The sequence below is a fragment of the Micromonospora sp. NPDC007220 genome (assembly GCF_040634035.1).
In the GTDB taxonomy this organism is placed as follows: domain Bacteria; phylum Actinomycetota; class Actinomycetes; order Mycobacteriales; family Micromonosporaceae; genus Micromonospora; species Micromonospora reichwaldensis.
Genome location: NZ_JBEYEU010000014.1, coordinates 16,277 through 35,338 on the forward strand (window position 1 = coordinate 16,277; position 19,062 = coordinate 35,338).

At 75.3% G+C, this 19,062-nt stretch carries 15 protein-coding genes and 1 pseudogene; 7 read left to right on the forward strand and 9 right to left on the reverse strand.

Annotation, left to right across the window (positions count from 1 at the left end):
* Positions 1–13: 13 nt before the first annotated feature.
* A pseudogene (locus ABZ573_RS22220) lies at positions 14–1,897 on the reverse strand (hypothetical protein); the annotation flags it as partial.
* Between the two features lie 1,449 nt (positions 1,898–3,346).
* Between ABZ573_RS22220 and ABZ573_RS22225 the strand changes: the two are divergent.
* A complete protein-coding gene (locus ABZ573_RS22225) occupies positions 3,347–3,985 on the forward strand; it encodes a TetR/AcrR family transcriptional regulator (protein WP_132230849.1) in 639 nt (212 codons plus the stop codon).
* 65 nt (positions 3,986–4,050) lie between these two features.
* Positions 4,051–4,278, forward strand: a complete 228-nt coding sequence (locus ABZ573_RS22230; protein WP_151456946.1) for a DUF3107 domain-containing protein — start codon at positions 4,051–4,053, stop codon at positions 4,276–4,278.
* Positions 4,279–4,338: 60 nt separating this feature from the next.
* Here the strand turns inward: ABZ573_RS22230 and ABZ573_RS22235 are convergent, their stop codons facing one another.
* Positions 4,339–4,992, reverse strand: a complete 654-nt coding sequence (locus ABZ573_RS22235) for a ferritin-like fold-containing protein (RefSeq protein ID WP_151456945.1) — start codon at positions 4,990–4,992, stop codon at positions 4,339–4,341.
* Positions 4,993–5,310: 318 nt separating this feature from the next.
* On the opposite strand from ABZ573_RS22235, the gene ABZ573_RS22240 reads away from it, so the two are divergent.
* The 3 genes from ABZ573_RS22240 (at position 5,311) to ABZ573_RS22250 (ending at position 9,021) form a co-directional block, all read left to right on the forward strand.
* Positions 5,311–6,981, forward strand: a complete 1,671-nt coding sequence (locus ABZ573_RS22240) for a DEAD/DEAH box helicase (RefSeq protein ID WP_151456944.1) — start codon at positions 5,311–5,313, stop codon at positions 6,979–6,981.
* 176 nt (positions 6,982–7,157) lie between these two features.
* Complete coding sequence (locus ABZ573_RS22245; RefSeq protein WP_358120575.1) at positions 7,158–8,366, forward strand: SAM-dependent methyltransferase; 1,209 nt, start codon at positions 7,158–7,160, stop codon at positions 8,364–8,366.
* A gap of 238 nt (positions 8,367–8,604) precedes the next feature.
* Entirely contained in the window at positions 8,605–9,021 is a 417-nt protein-coding gene (locus tag ABZ573_RS22250) for a helix-turn-helix domain-containing protein (RefSeq protein ID WP_091627481.1), read from the forward strand.
* Between the two features lie 51 nt (positions 9,022–9,072).
* On the opposite strand, the gene ABZ573_RS22255 is transcribed toward ABZ573_RS22250, so the two are convergent.
* Both ABZ573_RS22255 and ABZ573_RS22260 read right to left on the reverse strand, forming a co-directional pair.
* Positions 9,073–10,152, reverse strand: a complete 1,080-nt coding sequence (locus ABZ573_RS22255) for a hypothetical protein (RefSeq protein WP_358120578.1) — start codon at positions 10,150–10,152, stop codon at positions 9,073–9,075.
* Between the two features lie 188 nt (positions 10,153–10,340).
* A complete protein-coding gene (locus ABZ573_RS22260; RefSeq protein ID WP_358120581.1) occupies positions 10,341–12,476 on the reverse strand; it encodes a DEAD/DEAH box helicase in 2,136 nt (711 codons plus the stop codon).
* A 221-nt stretch (positions 12,477–12,697) separates the two neighbouring features.
* Between ABZ573_RS22260 and ABZ573_RS22265 the strand changes: the two genes are divergently transcribed.
* Positions 12,698–13,543 (forward strand): hypothetical protein, encoded by an 846-nt coding sequence (locus ABZ573_RS22265; protein ID WP_358120736.1) that lies wholly within the window; start codon positions 12,698–12,700, stop codon positions 13,541–13,543.
* Between the two features lie 72 nt (positions 13,544–13,615).
* Here the strand turns inward: ABZ573_RS22265 and ABZ573_RS22270 are convergent, their stop codons facing one another.
* Positions 13,616–14,803, reverse strand: coding sequence for a serine hydrolase domain-containing protein (locus ABZ573_RS22270; RefSeq protein ID WP_358120584.1), 1,188 nt, complete (start codon positions 14,801–14,803; stop codon positions 13,616–13,618).
* Positions 14,804–14,911: 108 nt separating this feature from the next.
* Between ABZ573_RS22270 and ABZ573_RS22275 the strand changes: the two genes are divergently transcribed.
* Positions 14,912–15,388 (forward strand): hypothetical protein, encoded by a 477-nt coding sequence (locus tag ABZ573_RS22275; protein WP_151456746.1) that lies wholly within the window; start codon positions 14,912–14,914, stop codon positions 15,386–15,388.
* 150 nt (positions 15,389–15,538) lie between these two features.
* On the opposite strand, the gene ABZ573_RS22280 is transcribed toward ABZ573_RS22275, so the two are convergent.
* From ABZ573_RS22280 to ABZ573_RS22295, 4 genes are read right to left on the reverse strand one after another with little or no spacing between them, the layout of a single operon-like run.
* Positions 15,539–16,666 carry a branched-chain amino acid ABC transporter permease gene (locus tag ABZ573_RS22280; protein ID WP_358120588.1) on the reverse strand — a complete coding sequence of 376 codons (1,128 nt, stop codon included), beginning with the start codon at positions 16,664–16,666 and terminating at the stop codon, positions 15,539–15,541.
* Entirely contained in the window at positions 16,663–17,553 is an 891-nt protein-coding gene (locus ABZ573_RS22285; protein WP_151456744.1) for a branched-chain amino acid ABC transporter permease, read from the reverse strand. The genes ABZ573_RS22280 and ABZ573_RS22285 overlap by 4 nt, the downstream gene beginning before the upstream one ends.
* Positions 17,553–18,317 carry an ABC transporter ATP-binding protein gene (locus tag ABZ573_RS22290; RefSeq protein WP_358120592.1) on the reverse strand — a complete coding sequence of 255 codons (765 nt, stop codon included), beginning with the start codon at positions 18,315–18,317 and terminating at the stop codon, positions 17,553–17,555. The genes ABZ573_RS22285 and ABZ573_RS22290 overlap by 1 nt, the downstream gene beginning before the upstream one ends.
* A complete protein-coding gene (locus ABZ573_RS22295; protein WP_151456742.1) occupies positions 18,317–19,060 on the reverse strand; it encodes an ABC transporter ATP-binding protein in 744 nt (247 codons plus the stop codon). Before ABZ573_RS22295 ends, ABZ573_RS22290 begins: the two co-directional genes overlap by 1 nt.
* Positions 19,061–19,062 lie beyond the last annotated feature (2 nt).

The following is a 19,062-nucleotide window of genomic DNA, read 5'->3' on the forward strand; positions in this document are numbered from 1 at the left end:
CGACCGGCAGCGCTCAGGCCAGCAGCGCCTCGATCCGGCGGTTGACCGCGGCCAGGGTGGCCCGGACGACCGCCTGCCGGGGGTCACCGGCGACCAGCGCGGAGCCGACGAGCTGCTCCACCCAGCCGTCGCAGACGAGCAGCACCACGACCGTGGCCACGTCGCAGTTGCCGAAGGGCACCACGGCCGCGTGCTCGACGAAGCAGCGCCCACGGTCGGGGCCGGCATCGGGGCCGGGCTCGCCGCCGCGCAGCAGCTCGTCCACCGCCGCCGCCGCGGCCACCGCGCAGAGCCGCAGCACGTACCCGTCGACGGCCGGCCCGGTCGAGTAGCCGGCGGCGCTCTCCCCGCCGGCGAGCAGGCGTACCTCCACGGTGGCGTCGAGCCCGAAGGTGCTCACCTGGACGTGGTCGATCACCACCCGGGGGCCCACCGCGCCGCCGGTGTCCAGCGGCCGGGACGGCGCGGTCTCCGTCGTCGTCACCTGCCCACCGGAGTACGACGTACCGACGGTCCCCGGGGCACCGGCCGGAGTCCCGGAAGGGGCGGCGGAGACCGAGCCGGGCTCCTCCACCGTGGCCCGGCCCCGGTGCGGGGCGACGGGCTGCCGCCGCCGGCGCGGGGTCTCGGGCGCCGCCTCGGGACGCTGTTCGGCCCGGGTCGACGCGGCCTCCGACGGGCCGCCGGTCACCCTGGCGCCGGGCACCCGGGGCTCTGCGGAGGACGGCTCGGCGGGGCGTGCCGCGACGCCCGCGGACCTGGGGTCGGCACCGCGCGGCTCCGCCGACCGGCGGCGCACCGGCGGGGCGGGTGCCGCCGGCATGCCGGGCAGGTTCTGCGGCGCGGCGGCCAGCCCCATCCGGTCCTGGAGCAGGCGGGCGACCTGCCGGCTCACCTCGGCCGGGTCGGCCCCGTCGGCGAGGTCGAGCCGCAGGCTGTGCGCGCCGGCCGGGGTACGGCGCAGCGCAGCGTCGCGGACACCGGCCACGCCACGGACGGCGTCGAGGATGGCGTTGACGTCGAAGCCCTCCGGGCGCTCCCGCGGCGGGGCAGGCTCGTCCTCGCGGCGCAGATGGGTGGCGATGCGGGCGAGTTCGGGGGTCTCGGCGGGTGGCTCCACGGCTGGCGGCTCCGGCACGACGGGCACGTCCGGCTCGGCGGGGACGCGCTGCGGCAACACCGCCGATGCGGACTCCGGCGCCGGGTCGGCGGCGGCCGGCGGGGCCGCCGGGGCCGGCTCGGGTGCGGACCGGCGGGCCGCGTAGGGGGGCGCGCTCGTCGGGGCGGGCCCGGACGGGGTGCGCTCACGCCGCCCGAACCCGCTGGTGGCGGCCTCGGCGGCGGGCTGTGGGCCGCCCGGCGGCCTCGGGGCCGGCTCCGCGCTCTCCGGTCGGAGCCGGAACGGCCGGGTGACCCGGTCCGGGGTGTCCTCGGCGCGGGCCGCCGCGGCGGCGGTTTCCGGGGCGTACGCGAGCGGGGGCGCGCCCGCCGGCGCGGGGACCGACCCGCCCGACGCCCAGGCCGGTCGCTCGGTCGGGGCCGGCGGTTCGGCCTCGGGCCCCGGGGCGGACGGTCGCTCGTACGCCGGCCGGGGCACCGGCGCGGTCTGGGCGACGTCGTAGGGGCGGCCGGGCTCGCGGGGCGGGTCGTAGGGGCGGGGAGACTCGGCGCGCGACGGCTCGTGCGGTCGTTGCGGCTCACCGGCCCAGGCCGGCGGCTGTTCCTCGCGGGACCGGCGACCGACGGGCTCGGGCTCCTCGCGGGCTCGACGCCCCGCCGGCTCCGCGTCCTCCCGGGAGCGACGACCCACCGGCTCGGCCTCCTCGCGGGACCAGGGCGGCGCCCACGCGGCGCCCCAGCTCGGGCGGTTCCAGTTCGGGCCGGTCCAGTCCGGTTCGGTGCTCGGCGGCCACTCGGCGGCCGACTGTCGGGAACCGCCCGGTTCCGACCGGGACGACGGTTCCCGGTCGCCGCCCGGAACGTGCTGCGCACCGGCCGCCGGTTCGGCGACCGGGGACCGGTCGGCACCCGGGTCCGCGCCGAAGCCACGCCCGACCCGCTCGTGCCCCGCGGCGTGCGGCGCGCGGTCCCGGTCGAACCCGCCCGGCGCGCGCTCCTGCTCGAACCCGGCCGCCCTGCGGTCCTGGTCGAATCCGGCCGGCGTGCGGTCCTGGCCGGGGGCGCCCAGCGTCCGCTCCGCGTGGGGGCCGTCCGGGGCGCGGCCCTGGCCCGGCCCACCGGCGGCGCGGTCCTGGCCGAACTCCCCCGGTGCGCCGTCCGTGCCGGTGGCGACCGGATCGGCGTCCCGGTCGTCGCGGAAGGCGCGGTCCGCGCCCAACGCGCGGTCGACGCCGGCGAGCCGGTCGCCAACGGCCGCGCGGTCGCCGGCCGTCGCGCGGTCGCCGGTGGCGGGCGCGGTATCAACCGGGCGTTCGGTGGGCGGGCGCTCGGTGGGCGGCGGGAGGTCGCGCGGGTCGGGGGCCGACGGCTCCGGTGCGTAGTGGTCGCTCCAGCCGCGCGGCGGGCCGGCGGCCGACGGGGGCTCGTCGGCGGCGGCACGGTCGGCCGTCGGCGCGTGGAAGCCGGGCGGCACCTCGAAGCCGCTGGCGGCGGTGCCCACCGGCGGGACCTGGACGGCGGGGGGCGCCGACGTCGGCAGCCCCGGCTCCGACCAGCGGTTCTGGCGGCCGGCCGACGGGTCCTCGGCGGAGCGCCGGGCCGGACGGGACTCGGGGTCGGTGAACCCGTGCTGCGTCCCGGGCGGCTGCTCGGCCGTCGGCGCCGGGCGCTGCGCGGGCACCACCAGCCGGTCGTTGCCCGGGTCGCGGCGCTGGTCGCCGGGGATGCCGGGCGGGGCGCTCACCGGGACCTGGCGGTTGACCGGCGCGTCGTCGGCGGCGTGGTCGACGCCGTTGGCGTGGTGGCCGTTGACCCGGGCCGGCGGCTCGGTCGCGGCCGGGCCGGGCAGCGGTGGCGGCAGGTCGCCGTGCCGCGGGGACGAGGCGGCCCAACCGGGGGACGGCTCGGGCGGACCCCATGGAGAGGCCGGCTCGCGGGGGCCGGAGATCTCCCCGCCCCGGGACCAACTGGCCGCCGGGGGCGCCCACCCGCTGCCGGAACGGGCCAGGTCGTCCTGCGGACCCGTGCCGTCGCCATGCTCCCCCGGGTTGGCGGCACCGGGTTGCCCTGTTTCACTCACCGCGCGCTCCTTGGTCGCCCCCGCTGAGGCTACCGTGTGGTGACAGTGGCGATAAGTTACAGCGGCGGGCCAATTCCGCGACGGGTCCCCGGGCCCCGACCGGTTCGGGTGAATTGCCGGCTCGTACGAAGAGACTCGGAGGTTCCCATGACCGCTGTGGGGAACGGTGCCCAGACCGCCGGCCGGCCCACCCGCCTGCCCCGTTCCGCGCGCCGCAAGCAACTGCTCGCCGCGGCCCAGGAGGTGTTCGTCGCCCAGGGCTACCACGCGGCCGCGATGGACGACATCGCCGAGCGGGCGGGAGTCTCCAAGCCCGTGCTCTACCAGCACTTCCCCGGCAAGATGGACCTCTACCTCGCCCTGCTGGACACGCACTGCGACGCGATCCTCGCGAAGGTCGACGACGCCATGCGCGGCACCAACGACAACAAGGAGCGCGTCGGCGCGTCGGTGCGGGCGTACTTCGACTTCGTCGACCACGAGAGCGAGGCGTTCCGCCTCGTCTTCGAGTCGGACCTGCGCAACGACCCGGCGGTGCGCCAGCGCGTCGAGCGGGTGGAGCAGGGCTGCATCGCGGCGATCACCGACACCATCATCTCCGACACCGGGATCAGCCGGGCGCACGCCGAACTGCTCGCCTCCGGCCTGGTCGGCGCGGCCGAGACCGCCGCGCAGTTCTGGCTGGCCCGTGGCCGGCAGCTGCCCAAGGCAGAGGCGGAGGCACTGGTCGCGGCGCTCTCCTGGCGGGGCATCGCCAGCTTCCCGCTGCAAGGTGAGTCAGCCTGAACATCCGGCCCCGAGATCGGATAGCCTTCCCAACGGCGGCTCTTTCGCCCGAATGAGGAGGCACAGTGGAGGTCAAGATCGGCGTGCAGTACGCGCCCCGCGAGCTGGTCCTGGAGAGCGCGCAGTCGCCGGCCGAGATCGAGCAGATCGTGACCGAGGCCTTCGGCAAGGACGAGGGCACCCTCTCCCTGACCGACGAGAAGGGCCGGCGGGTGATCGTGCCGGTCAACAAGGTCGCCTACGTCGAGATCGCCGAGGCGTCGCCGCGCGCGGTCGGGTTCACCGTCCGCTGAGTGGTCCGGTCGGCCGCGACGGGTGACCCGACGATCGCCCGTCGCGGACGCCGGTCGCGGTCAGTTGTTCAGCCCGGCGGCGGCCATCCGCGTGGCGTGTGCCGCGGTCAGCCGCCCGAACAGCCCCGGCACGTCCACCCGCCCGCTCTGTGCGACGAGCGCGGTGAGCGCCCCCCGTTCGGCGGCGGCCACCCGGCCGGCCTGTGACAGCGCCTCGCCGACCAGTCGCCGCGCCCACATCGAGAGCCGGCCGGCCACCCTCGGATCGGCCTCGACGGCCGCCCGGATCTCGGCGACGGCGAAGTCGGCGTACGACGAGTCGTGCAGCACGTCGAGGACGAGCTGACGGTCCGGCTCGGCCAGGGCCGCGGCGATCTCCCGGATGAAGTCGTCGGTGATGGCGTCGCCCACGTATGCCTTCGTGACCGCCTCCGCCCAGTCCTTCGGCTCGGTCGAGTCGTGGTACGCCTGGAGCGGCTCGACGTACGGCGCCATGGCGTCGTCGGGCAGCACGCCGAGCGCGGCGAGCCGGTCGGCCAGCCGCCGGTAGTTGCCGATCTCGGCGGCGGCCATCTCGCCCAGGGCCGCCCGCCGGCGCAGGTCGGGGGCGAGCCGGGCGTCGACGGCCATCCGTTCGAAGGCGAGCAGCTCACCGAAGGCCACCAGGCCGAGCAGGTCGACGACGGCGCGGTCGGGCAGATCGGTCGCGGGCACGAGCGCAGGCTACCGCCCGCCGGCAAACCGGCAAGAAGTGACACAGGTCACGTGGGTGACCCCCGGCGTGGCGCGCGCGGATGGAATCGGGACGCCCTCGGGTCGGTTCAGGTAGCATGGAGCAGTTGCCGCGGGCGCCGACCTGACCCAGGCTGATCTGAGGGATCAGCCAGCCCGGTCGAAGTGTGAGGCCTGCGGCGCGCGTGCGGCCCGGTCCGGCAGAGGCATTCAGCCGCCGACCGTGTGGCCCGCGCCACACCGAACGCGCCCTGACGGACATGCCGGGGCGCACCCACGAGAGGGCACCCCCAAATCCATATGAGCGAGCTGACTCAAGACCTGATGGACGGCCAGGAACTGGCCGCCACCGCTCCGGTGCGTCCGGAGGCTCCCACCTTCGCCGAGCTGGGCGCGCGTCAGGAGACCGTCGACGCGCTGGCCGCGGCCGGCATCACCCGCGCCTTCGCCATCCAGGAGTACGCGATCCCGATCGCGATGCGCGGCATCGACATGATCGGCCAGGCGCCCACCGGCACCGGCAAGACCCTCGGCTTCGGCGTACCGCTGCTGGAGCGGGTCTTCGCGCCGGGCGAGGGCAGCGACGGCGTGCCGCAGGCGCTGGTCGTCGTGCCCACCCGTGAGCTGGGCATCCAGGTGGCCAAGGATCTCGCCGCCGCGGGCCGGACCCGGGGCGTCCGGGTGCTGCCGATCTACGGCGGTGTCGCGTACGAGCCGCAGATCGACGCGCTGCGCAAGGGCGTGGAGATCCTGGTCGGCACCCCCGGCCGCCTGATGGACCTGCAGAAGCAGAAGCACCTGCGGCTGGACCGGGTCCGCGCGCTGGTCCTCGACGAGGCCGACCGGATGCTCGACCTGGGCTTCCTCGACGACGTCGAGAAGATCCTGGCGATGCTGCCGGAGGACCGGCAGACCATGCTCTTCTCGGCGACCATGCCGGACCCGATCGTCACCCTCTCCCGGCGCTTCCTGCGCCAGCCGATGACGATCCACGCCGGGCACACCGCCGAGACCGGCCCGTCGCCGCAGACCGAGCAGCTGGCCTACCGCACCCACTCGATGAACAAGGTCGAGATCGTGGCCCGGATCCTCCAGGCCGAGGGGCGCGGGCTGACCATGATCTTCACCCGCACCAAGCGGGCCGCCGACCGGGTCGCCGAGGACCTCGACTTCCGTGGCTTCGCGGTCGCCGCCGTGCACGGCGACCTCGGGCAGGGCGCGCGCGAGCGGGCGCTGCGGGCGTTCCGCGCCGGCAAGATCGACACTCTGGTCGCCACCGACGTGGCCGCCCGGGGCATCGACGTCAGCGGCGTCACCCACGTGATCAACTACGACTGCCCCGAGGACCAGGACACCTACACCCACCGGATCGGTCGTACCGGCCGGGCCGGGGCGACGGGCGTCGCGGTGACCTTCGTCGACTGGGACGACATGCCCCGCTGGCGGATCATCGACAAGACGCTGGGCCTGGACATGCCGGAGCCCGCGGAGACGTACCACACGTCCCCGCACCTCTACACCGACCTGCACATCCCCACCGACGTCAGCGGCACCCTGCCGACCGCCGAGCGCACCCGCGCCGGGCTGTCGGCCGAGGTCGAGGAGGACCTCGGCGGCGGACGGCCCCGCCGGGGCGAGGGCGGCCGGGGCTCCCGGCGCGGCGAGCGTGGCGAACGCGGCGAGGGCCGTGGTCGCGGCGAGCGCCGCTCGGGCCGCGCCGGCGGTGCGACCGACGCGCCGCAGGCCGACGCGCCGGCTGACACCGCCGAGGAGGGCACCCGCGTCCCGCGTCGCCGTCGGCGTCGCCGCGCCGGCGAGACCGTCGCGGGCGAGCCGACCACGGTGATCACCGCCGAGGCCACCGAGGCCCCGGCCGCCGCCGAGGGCGAGGCCGCGAAGCCCCGCCGCCGCCGGCGCCGTCGTGGTGGTGGCTCCGCCGCCGGTACGCCGGCCGAGGCGACCGCCGACTGACCGACGTACGTCACCCGAGATCCCCCGGACCGGTGCACCCGGTGCCGGGGGATCTCCTCGTCCGGGCCGTGATCCGCGGGCTGGGCGGACGCGACACCACCGGCGAGAACCCCCGCCGGACACCGCCGCCGGGACGCGTGCCGGGCAGGCCGCCGGTCGACGAGGAAGATGGAGCAATGCCCGAACCACTGGACGCCGCCCTGACCGAGGTCCGGGCACTGCTGCTCGACCCGGCGCTCACCCGTGCGGTGGCCGCCGGGCGCCGGCGTGGACACCGCCCCTCGATGGTCCGCGCCGAACTGCGGCCGGTCGCGCTGAAGGCGGGCCCCCGGTTGCAGATCTCCACCTCCGACGGCTCCCGCCCGTACACCCGCAACGTGGCCCCCGGCCCGGAGGCGGACGCGGCGGTGGACGCGCTGCTGGCAGAGCCGTTCGGCAACTGGCACGTGGAGACGGCCGACGCGACGCTCCAGCTGCGGGTCACCAAGTCCGGCGAGGCACAGGTGCACCGGGCCGCCGCGGCCCGGCCCGCCGCCGAGCCGGGTGGGCACGACCGGGCGAAGGAGTACCTCCTCGATCCCGGTGACCCGATCTTCACCGAGATCGGCGGCTCGGCGGCGAAGCGGCGCCAGGTCGACGCGTTCCTGCGGGCGCTGGCGGCGACCCTCCCGGACGACCTGACCGGCCCGCTGCGGGTGGTCGACCTGGGCTGCGGCAACGCGTACCTGACCTTCGCCGCGTACCGGTGGCTGGCGCAGCGGGGGGTCGACGTCGAGCTGGTCGGCGTGGACGTCAGGGAGGACCAGCGGCGACGCAACACCGAGCTGGCCGAGCGGCTGGGCTGGGCAGACCGGGTCAGCTTCGTGGCCGGCACGATCGCCGACGCCGTCGTGGAGCCCGCCCCCGATCTGGTGCTGGCCCTGCACGCCTGTGACACCGCCACCGACGAGGCGCTGGCCCGGGCGGTGCGCTGGCAGGCCCGCTGGGTGCTCGCCGCGCCGTGCTGCCACCACGACGTCGCGGCCCAGCTGCGCGCGCGGCCGGCCCCGGCCCCGTACGAGCTGCTGACCCGGCAGGGCATCCTCCGGGAGCGCTTCGCGGACGTCCTCACCGACGCGCTGCGGGCCGGGCTGCTCCGGCTGCACGGCTACCGGGCCGAGGTGGTGGAGTTCGTCGACTCCCGGCACACTCCGCGCAACCTGCTCATCCGGGCACGACGCACCGGCACCGCGCCCACCGCCGCCCAGCGGACGGAGTACCGGGAACTCGTCGACCAGTGGGCGGTCACCCCACGGCTGGCGGCGCTGCTGCCGCCGGCGCCCGCGCCGGACGCCGCGCCGGCCCCCGGCACCCCGGTGCCGGAAGGCGTCGCGGCTGCCCGCTGAGCGACCTCGGGCGTCGCGGCCACCCGGCCCCGGGAGGGCGCACCGGCCGACGGACGGGCGTCGAACGTGGTCGAGCGGTCACGGAGACCGCCAGGCGCGTGTGATCCACGCCATTCCGCAGGGTGCGGAGTCCCGCTCACGAGACGGTCTGGTCGATCAGTCAACTGTTTCCCTGCCTTTCCGTACTACCCTCGGAGGCGCACCGCCGGGTGCCGGTCGGGAGGGAAGACCCGCAGGGATGGGTTCCGTAGAGGTTTCTCCGCAGATGGCCTTCGCACGTTTCGTACGGCGCGCCATCGACGACGCCCGCGAGGAACGCGGCTGGACCGTCACCGACCTGGCGTCCCACACCGGCGTCGGTCGGTCGACCGTGTTCCGTTGGCTCGCCGGAGACTGGCAGGACTACCCCGAACTGGCCAAGGTACGCGGCTTCTGCGCCGCGCTGGACCTGCCGGTCGCGGCAGCGTTCCGCGCGCTCGGCCTGCCCGACGCCGGTCCCGCGCCCCGCCGGCGCGTCGACGACGGCCCGGTAGAGGCGGACGTCCGGGTGATCCTGCAACGGCTGGCCGACCCGACCGTGCCGGCCGAGGAGAAGCACCACATCCGCGACCTGCTGCGCTACCTGGCCCGCCGCCCCATCCGCCGCGCCGGCTGAGCGCCACCAGCGGAAACGTGCCCCACCCGGCTTCGGGCGGCATCCGCGGGGTCAGGGCACGGTCAGCGTGAACTCGGCGGTGCGCACCACGCCGGCGACCTGGAAGTCCAGGTAGAGCCGGTACCGGCCCGGGTCGGGCGTGGTCACCCAGAACGTCACCGCCCCGTCGACCGGCTGCGGGTCGGGGTGGACGTGCAGGTAGCCGAGATCCCCCTCGCGCAAAGCGACCAGGTGTCCGTACGCGCCGAGGTAACGCTCCAGCGCCGGGGGCCCGCCGGCCGAGTCGACACGGAAGGTCAGCGGCACGGTCACGCCGGCCTGCGGGGTGCCCTGGTAGTCGACGGTGAAGCCGTCGACCGTGGCGGAGGACGCCGGTGCCGGCAGCGGCCTCGGCTGGTAGCCGCCCGGCGCGGTCAGGTCCACCCCGAGGGTCACGGCGGTCTGCCGGCCGTCGTCGGCGAGCGCGGTGAAGTCGGCGTACGCCCGCCAGACCCCCGGCTGCGGCAGGGTCAGCGGCACCGACCAGGTGCCGTCGGCCGCCATCGTCGGGTGCAGGTGCTGGTAGCCGGTCAGGTCGCGACGCACCACGATGAGGTGCATCGGCTTCTCGTGCACGACCGCGAACCGGGTCACCGGGCGGCGTTGCGCGTCCCGCACCAGGAAGCGCAGCTCGCCCGCGCGGCCGGCGGTGAACGTGGCGGCCAGAGGGGTGAGCGTGTAGCCCGCCGAGCTGACCGAGAGACCGGCGGCCTGCGCCGCCGCGGCCTGGTCGACGCCGTGCTCGTGGGCGCCCGTGCCCGGCGGGTGGCTGTGGCCGGTGAGGGCGCTGTCCGGTCCCGCCGCAGCGGACGGGCCGCCGCCGTTCAGCCGACCGAGGCCGAAGCCGAGCAGGACGGCGAGCACCAACCCGCCGACGACCAGCGCAAGCCGGACGGTGCCGCGGTCCGGCACGGCCGACACGTGCTCCGGCCCGGCGGACGCCTGCTCCGACGAGACCAGCGCACCGTCGGACGCGACCGGCGCCTGCTCCGGCGCGGCCGGCACGCCGTCGGGCGCGGCCGAGGCGTGCTCCGGCGCGGCCGACACCTGGTCAGGCACCGCCGCCGTCCCGGTCGCGAACGGGCTGCTCATCGGTCATGCCGCCCACGCTACCGCCCGTCGGCACCGCGTCGGCCCGCCGGTGGCGCGGCGTGGCGACGGTCGCAGTCCGCCCGCGTCGGGAACTTTCCCGACCGGTCCGGACACGACGCCACCGCAGCTCGGGCCCCTCCGCCCAGGCATCGGCGGCCCGGCCCGGCGGACCGGGCAGCGCCGGTGGCTCAGCCGGCGACGGCCAGGGCGAGCGGGAGCACGTCGGGGGCGCCGGCCCGGCGCAGTTCCCGGGCGGCCATCGTCATCGTCCAGCCCGAGTCGACCAGGTCGTCGACGAGGAGCACGGGCCCGTCGAGCCCGGCGAGAGCGTCGGCCAGGTCGTCCGGCACGGCGAAGGCGCCGTGCAGGGCGCGTACCCGCTGGGCGCTGTTACCGCGCGGACCGCCGGCCGGCGCGCCGGTCGGCGCCACCTGGCCGAGCAGCGGCAGCCGGCCCACGGCGGCGATCCGCTCGGCGAGCGAGCTGACCAGCCGGGGCCGGCGGCGCGAGCCGACCGCGACCACCCCGACCGGGCGGCGCGGCCACCGCTCGTCGCCGTGCGCCCACGCCTTCAACACCTCGACCACGGCGGCGGCCACGTCTTCGGGTACGGCCACGTCCGCCGCCTCCGGCCCGACCAGGTCGCGCAGCCGGCCGCCCCACCCCAGGTCGGACAGCCGCCCCACCGCCCGCCCCGGCAGCGCCTGCTCCGCCGGGGCGATCCGCCCCTTCAGCGGTACGCCCACCGCCTCCAGCCCGGTCGGCCAGAGCTTCTTCGGCGTGATCTCCACGCCGGGCCGGCCGAGGAAGGTCTGCGCGGCGGTCTGCGCCACCTCCGACACGTCGGCCGTGAACAGCGGGCCGGCGCAACGGTCACAGCGGCCACAGTCGGCGGCCCCGACGTCGTCCAGGCACTCGCGCAGGTAGCGCAGCCGGCAGTCGGGGGTGGTCGCGTACTCCCGCATGGCCTGCTGCTCGGCGGTGCGCGCCTCGGCGACGCGGCGCAACCGGGCCTCGTCGTAGACCCAGGGCTCGCCGGTGGCGAGCCAGCCGCCGCGCACCCGGCGGACCGCGCCGTCGACGTCGAGCACCTTGAGCATCAGCTCCAGCCGGGCCCGGCGCAGGTCGACGATCGGTTCGAGCGCCTGGGTGGAGAGCGGCCGGTCGGTGTGCAGGGCGGCCAGGACGGCGCGGACCTGCGCCTCGGGCGGAAAGGCGAGCGAGGCGAAGTAGCGCCAGATCGCGGCGTCCTCGGTGCCGGGCAGCAGCAGCACCTCGGCGTGCGCGACGGCCCGGCCGGCACGGCCGACCTGCTGGTAGTACGCGATCGGAGACGGCGGCGCGCCGAGGTGCACGACGAAGCCGAGGTCGGGCTTGTCGAAGCCCATGCCCAGCGCGCTCGTGGCGACGAGCGCCTTGATCTTGTTGTCCAGCAGGTCCTGCTCGGCGGCCCGCCGGTCGGCGTCCTCGGCCTGCCCGGTGTAGGAGGCGACGGCGTAGCCCCGGGAACGCAGGAACTCGGCGGTCTCCCCCGCCGCGGCGACCGTCAGCGTGTAGACGATGCCCGAGCCGGGGAGCCGGTCCAGGTGGTCGGCGAGCCACGCCAGCCGGTACGCCGGGCTCGGCAGCTCGACCACGCCGAGGCGCAGCGACTCCCGGTCCAGGCTGCCGCGCAGCACGAGGGCGTCGCCCAACTGCTCCGCCACGTCGGCGGTGACCCGGGCGTTGGCGGTGGCCGTGGTGGCCAGCACCGGGGTGCGCTCGGGCAGGTTGCCCAGGAACGTACGCAGCCGGCGGTAGTCCGGCCGGAAGTCGTGCCCCCAGTCGGAGACGCAGTGCGCCTCGTCGACCACCAGCAGGCCGGTCGTGGCGGCCAGCTTCGGCAGCACGGTGTCCCGAAAGTCCGGATTGTTGAGCCGCTCCGGGCTGATCAGCAGCACGTCCACGGCGCCGGCGTGGATCTCGGCGGTGATCTCGTCCCACTCGTCGAGGTTGGCGGAGTTGATCGTGCGCGCCCGGATGCCGGCCCGGGCCGCCGACTCGACCTGGTTGCGCATGAGCGCCAGCAGCGGCGAGACGATCACGGTGGGCCCGGCGACGCCTTCTGCGCCGGCCGCCTCCCGGTCCCGCAGCAGGGCGGTGGCCACGAAGTAGACCGCCGACTTGCCCCACCCGGTGCGCTGCACGCAGAGGACCCGACGACGGTCGACCACCAGCGCCTCGATCGCCCGCCACTGGTCCTCCCGGAGCCGAGCGTGCTCGCCGGCCAACCGCCGCAGCACCGCCTCGGCCCGCTCCCGTACCGCCGTCCGATCCTGGCTCATCCGGCATTTCTACCAGCTCCGGCGGACGTTCCCCGCTTTCGCGAGACGGCGGACCGCCCGGGGGCACACCGCCCGACCGCCCTCGGAGGGAACGGCCCGCGCGCGGGTCGGCCGCTTATGAGGCCGAGCGCCCGGGCGGGCCCTCAGGGCCAACGCGGCGGCCCGGGCGCGTGCCAAGATCTGCGGCGGCAACAGTCCAGCTAGGAAAGAGAATCATGCGAATCACGCAGCAGACCGGCCCCGCCGGCAGGGTCCGACGGGTCGCGGCGGCAGCCGTCTCCCTGGTGGCCGCGACCTCCCTGGTCGCCGGGTGTGGCAACGACGACGCCCAGGACGCCCCGGCGGCCTCCTCGCCGGTCCCGGCGGCGTCCCCGTCGGCCAACCCGAAGAGCACGCTCCTGGCGGCGGTGCCGGACGAGGAGGACCCGGCCTTCCGGTTCAGCGGCAGCGACCCGACCGGCGTCGTCACCGGCGTGGTGGACCCGGCGGGCAAGGGCATGGACCTCACCGTGACCGAGAAGGACAAGGAGCTCGACTTCACCATGAAGCTCTCCTTCCGCCTCATCGAGCAGCGCTCCTGGATGAAGGTGAGCTTCGACGGCGCCGAGGAGCTCAGCAGCATGCTCAAGCTGCCGAAGAAGTGGATGGAGCTGGACCACGCGAAGCTGACCGACCCGTCCAGCGTGCCCTACTACGAGGGTGCCGACCCGGGCAACACCGGCGCGATCCTCGGGGCGGTGGGAGACACCGTGACGGACCAGGGCGGCGGGACCTACACCGGGACCGTGGACCTGACCCACGGCGAGCACGTGCGCCAGGCCATGGCCGACGCCGTGGACGTCGACGCGCTCGGCGCCGCGGCGAAGACGATCCCGTTCACGGCCGTCGTCGGGGCGGACGGGAACCTCACCTCGCTCACCCTGGAGATCCCGGCGGTCGGCAAGCTCAAGGCCACGAAGTACGTCGTGAAGTACTTCGACTTCGGCAAGGCCCCGAAGGTCACCGTGCCGACGGGCAGCCAGGCGCAGAAGGCTCCGGCGTCGGCGTACGAGCTGCTGAACAGCTGACGTACGAGGACGGAAGACGGGGTCGCGGTCGCACGAGGGGGCCGCGGCCCCGGTCGGGGTGGCCGGCAGTGGTCAGGCCGGCTGGCGGGACACCACCGCCCGGACCGCCTCGACCAGGCTGGTCGTGCGGGGGTCCGGGCCCATCGTGACGCGGAGCCCGCTCGTCACGTAGCCGAAGGCGATGCCGCTGGCCGCGTCGGCGTAGCCGAGCGAGCCGCCGTGGCCGGGAAAGCCGAAGGCGGTGGGCGACCACCAGGGCTGGTCGGGCAACGGCAGGCCGAAACCGAGCGCCGGCCGGGTCGGCACCAGCAGGACCCGGTCGACCCCGCCGGCCTGTTCCCGGGTGGCGGCGTCGAGGGTGGCCGCGTCGAGGATCCGGACGCCGTCGACCTCGCCGATCAGGCCGGCGTAGAAGCGGGCCAGCGACGAGGCGGTGCAGATGCCGTTGACCGCCGGGATCTCGGCCGCCCAGGTACGCGGGTCGGCGAGGTCGAGTGGCGGGTCGGTCACCATCGTCGACCGGACCACCAACGAGGTCGGATCGGTGTACGCGGCCAGCGCCTCCAACGCCGCCACGGCGGCCAGCGCCTCCGGCGCCGCCACGTCGGCGGGCGGGGCGACCGGCTGCTCGACGAGCCGGGCGACCCGGTGCGCCTCGGCGGCGGGCAGGCCGACCCAGAAGTCCAAGCCCAGCGGTGTGGCGATCTCTTCGGCGAAGTACGTGCCGAGGCTGCGGCCGGAGACGCGGCGTACCACCTCGCCGACCAGCCAGCCGTAGGTGAGCCCGTGGTAGCCGTGTGCCGTGCCGGGCCGCCAGGCAGGCGCCTGGGCGGCCAGCGCGGCGACCATCGGCTCCCAGGTCAGCGCCTGCGCCAGTGGAACCGGACGGTCGAGCACCGGCAGCCCCGCCTGGTGGGACAGGAGCCAGCGGACCGGGATCCCGCCCTTGCCGGCCGCCGCGAACTCCGGCCAGTACTCGGCGACGGGTGCGTCCAGGTCGAGCTGCCCGCGCTGAACCAGCAGGTGCGCGCAGGCCGCCGGCACGCTCTTGGTGGCCGAGAAGACCACCTGGAGGGTCTCCTCCCGCCAGGGGCGGCCGGTTGCGGGATCGGCGAGCCCGCCCCACAGTCTGGCCACCTCCTGACCGTGTCGGTAGACGCTGAGGGCCGCGCCGATCTCGGACCGCGTATCGAAGTTCGCCAGGAACGCCTCCCGGACCGGCTCGTAACCCGGCGCCACGGTGCCGCTGACCACGGACATGCGCTCTCCTTCGCAGCGTCGGGCCCGGACGACGATCAGCCCGGGCAGCTGCGTCAGGATAGCCTGACGCCGACAGTCAGGAAACCCTGACAAGCATATGCTTGCGGGATGGCGGAGGAAGTGGTGCCGGGGCACGCGGACCTCATCGGGTTCCGGTTGCCGGACGGGACGCTGAGTACCGACGCCGCAGCGCCCGCGACGACCGTCGGCTACCGGGCCGGGTGCAGTTGCGGCTGGGTCGGCGCCAGCGACTACCCGGCCGCCGAGGAGGGCCGCTGGATGGCCGCCTCCGAGTGGGGCGGACACATCAGGCCGATCCTGGCCGCCACACCGCCCGGTTGGCTGATGGGCCGTTCCGACACCCTCCGCGACAACGTCGCCGAGCTGGCCACGACGTGGCCGTTGCAGGCGCTCGGCATCCTCGCCGAGGTCGAACGCTGGCAGCGGCCGCTGATCGAACGCGCCGTCGTGTCGGCGCGGGAGGCCGGGCTCTCCTGGGCCGAGATCGGCAACGCGCTCGGCATCAGCCGGCAGTCGGCGCACGAGCGGTTCCGCAACCTCGCACCGCCGAAGCCTCCCGCCTGAACGGGTCCGGAGGCGCGCCCCGCCCACAGCGGTCGGTACTCGATCGACGCCCGCGGGCCGTCGGTCCCCGGCCACGCGCAGGCCCCGCCGATGACGAGCCGTCGCCGGGCGGCGGCAGCTACGTCATCGGCGGGGCCTGGGCCCGCGCCGTCAGGAGCGGCGGGACGGGGTGCGCAGGGAGTGCTTCAGGAGTGCCAGGCGCGGGGCGAGGCTGGCCAGGCCGCCGGGGAAGAAGTAGACGGCCAGGATGAAGACCGTGCCGAGCACGAAGAGCGGCTGCGACAGCGGGTTGCTCAGGAACGCCGGCAGGGCCTCCACCGCGTCGGACGTGCCGAACGCGACCAGCCGGTGGTCCAGGTACATGTAGAGGATCCCGCCGATCACCGGGCCCCACCGGGTGCCCGGCCCGCCGAGCACCACCATGACCAGCAGCGCCAGGGTCCACTCGGAGGAGGTGATGTGCGGCGAGGCGCCGCCGACGATCAGGACGTAGACCGCGCCACCGGCCGCCGCCAGGCCGCCGGCCAGGGTGAACGCCACCAGCTTGAACCGGTACGGGTCGAGCCCGAGCACCCCGATCCGCCGCTCGTCGTCGCGCAGGCCGGCGAGCACCCGCCCGGTCGGCGAGCCGGAGACCCGGTGCACCACGAAGACCACCACGACCAGGTACGCCAGCGCCAGCCAGTAGAGGTTGACGGTGTTGGTGACCCCGACCAGCCCCTCGGGCAGCCCGGAGACGTCCAGCGGCAGCCCCTCCTCGCCGCCGGTGAGCCCGCCGAAGTCGCGGGCCACCAGGATCGCCCCGACCTGGGCGAAGGCGAGCGTCACCATGGCGAACGCGATGCCGACGGTACGCAGCGCCACCGCCCCGAGCAGCGCGGCGAGGATCGTCCCACCGATGATCGCGAGCAGCCCCGCCTGCCACAGCGGCAGCCCCGCCTTGGTGACCAGAATGTCGGTGCCGTAGACGCCGGCGGCGAAGTAGAGGGCGTGCCCGAAGGAGAGCATCCCGGTCCGCCCGAAGAGCAGGTCGTACCCGGCGGCCAGGCCGCCGAAGACCAGGCAGACGGCGAGCAGTTGCAGGGTGCCCGGGGAGTTCAGCGCCCCCTCGAAGATCCCCGGCAGGTGCAGCGTCGAGTACGGCAGGATCAGCGCGACCACCAGCGCGACCAGCGGCAGGTACGGGCGCAGCCCGTGCCACCGTCGGCGCCCCGACGTCAGCTCGTCGGGCACGGCGGCCGGCGGTGCCGGAACCTCGGGGCTCTTGACCTCGGTCATGCCGTTGCCACCTTTCCGGCGATGCCCTGCGGGCGCAGCAGCAGCACCACGGCCAGCAGCGCGACCACGCAGATGTCGCCCAGCCCAGAGGTGCCGTAGTAGTTGACGAACTGTTGGGTCAGGCCGACGGCGACGGCCGCGTACGCGGACCCGATCACCGAGCCCATCCCGCCGATGACCACCACGATGAACGCGAAGATCAGCAGCGAGCCGCCCTGGCCGGGCGAGACGGTGCCGAAGTAGACGCCGCCGAGCGCGCCGGCCAGCGCCGCCGCCGCCCCGCCGATGGCGAAGACCAGGGTGAACGCCTTGCGCACGTCGATGCCGAGCGCCGTGACCATCTCCCGGTTCTCCACCCCGGCCCGGATGATCAGGCCGTAGCGGGTCCAGCGGAGGAAGGCCAGGATCGCGCCGAGCACCAGCACCGCGGCGATGATCAGCAGCAGGCCGCCGTTGGGCACGTTGGCGCCGAGGATTCCGGTGACCTGCCGGGTCCACTCGGGGCGCGGGAAGGGCCGGGCGTCCGCGCCCCAGGTCGCCTGGAGCAGCGCCACGCCGGCCAGCGAGAGGCCGACGGTGACCAGCACCTGCTCGATGGTGCGGGAGTAGAGCGGCCGGATCAGCACCAGCTCGACGAGCACCGCCACCAGCGTGCCGGCGGCCACCCCGAAGATGACCGCGACCACGAAGCCGAAGCCGTCCGACCCTGCGCCGGGCAGGTTGTGCGCCGCCCACCAGGTCCCGTACGCGCCGACGCCGAGGAAGACGCCGTGCGCGAAGTTGAGCACGTCGGCCAGGCCGAAGACCAGGGAGAGCCCGCTGGCGACCAGGAAGTAGAGCGCCGCCAGGCCGAGCCCGGTCAGCGTCAACAGGATGACGGTGTCCATCAGTGCTGGTCCTTCCGCGCGGCGGCCGGCGTACCGGCGGGGTGGTGTCCCTCCGCCGAGCCGACGCCCAGCAGCGACTTGGTCAGGGCGGTCTCCAGCAGCAGTTCCTGCGCGTCGCCGGTCCAGGCGACCTGGCCTGCGGCCAGCACGACCGCGTCCCGGGCGAGCCGCCGGACCACGGCCAGGTTCTGCTCGACCAGCAGCACCGGCACGGATTCCGCGACCCGTTCCAGCACCTCGGCCACCTCGGTCACCACCTTCGGCGCGAGCCCCTTGGTCGGCTCGTCGACCAGCAGCAGCCGGTTGTCGTTGAGCAGCACCCGGCCGATCGCGAGCATCTGCTGCTGCCCGCCGGAGAGCGAGCCGGCCCGTTGCCGTCCGCGCCGGTCCAGCTCCGGGAAGAGCGCGAACACCTTGTCGTACGCCGGGATGCTGCCCCGCCGCTCGGCGAGCCGGAGGTTCTCCGCGACGGTGAGCCCGGCGAAGACGCACCGGTCCTCCGGCACGTAGCCCAGCCCGCCGCGGACCAGCCGGTGGGTGGGCCGGGCCAGCAGGCTCTGCGCGCCCATCCGGACGGTGCCGCGCACCTCGCCGGCGGGCGGGGTGAGGCCGACGATGGCACGCAGCGTGGTCGTCTTGCCCACGCCGTTGCGCCCGAGCAGGACGGTGACGCCGGTCGGGGCGACCGTGAAGGACACCCCCTGGAGGATGTGCAGCCCGGCGATGCGGACCGACAGGTTCTCCACACTGAGAATGGGTTCCACTAGAGCGACTCCCCCAGGTAGGCCTCTTGCACGGTGGGGTTGGCCATCACCGTCTCCGGGGTGTCGCAGGCCAGCAGCGCGCCGTGGTGCATCACGGCGATCCGGTCGGCCAGTTCCAGGATGACGTCCATGTGGTGCTCGACCATCAGCACCGACCGGCCGCTGTCGCCGGTGAGCGAGCGGATCACCGAGACCAGCTCAGGTACGTCCTCGGCGCTGACCCCGGCCATCGGCTCGTCGAGCAGCATGACCCGGGGCTCCCCGGCGAGCAGCAGGGCGATCTCCAGCTTCCGCTTCTCGCCGTGGGCGAGGGTGCCGGCCAGCGCCGTACCCCGGTGGGCGAGGCCGACCCGGTCGAGCGCCGCGTCGGCGGCGGCGGCGACCTCCCGGTCGGCCGCCGCCCGCCGCCACAGCTTCATCGAGCCCCCGCGGTGCGCCTGAACGGCGAGCCGGACGTTCTCCCGCACGCTGAGCGAGCCGAAGACCGAGCTTGCCTGGAAGGTACGGCCGAGGCCGAGACGGGCCCGCTTGTGCGGCGGCAGGGAGCCGATGTCCTGCCCGTCGAGGGTGATCCGTCCTTCCGTGGCCCGGCGTACGCCGGTGATCAGGTTGAACAGTGAGGTCTTGCCGGCGCCGTTGGGCCCGATGACGCCGAGGAACTCCCCGGGCGCCAGGTCGAGGTAGACGCTGTCGACGATGGCGACCTCACCGATCCGCCAGGTCAGACCGCGGGTGGCGAGCATCT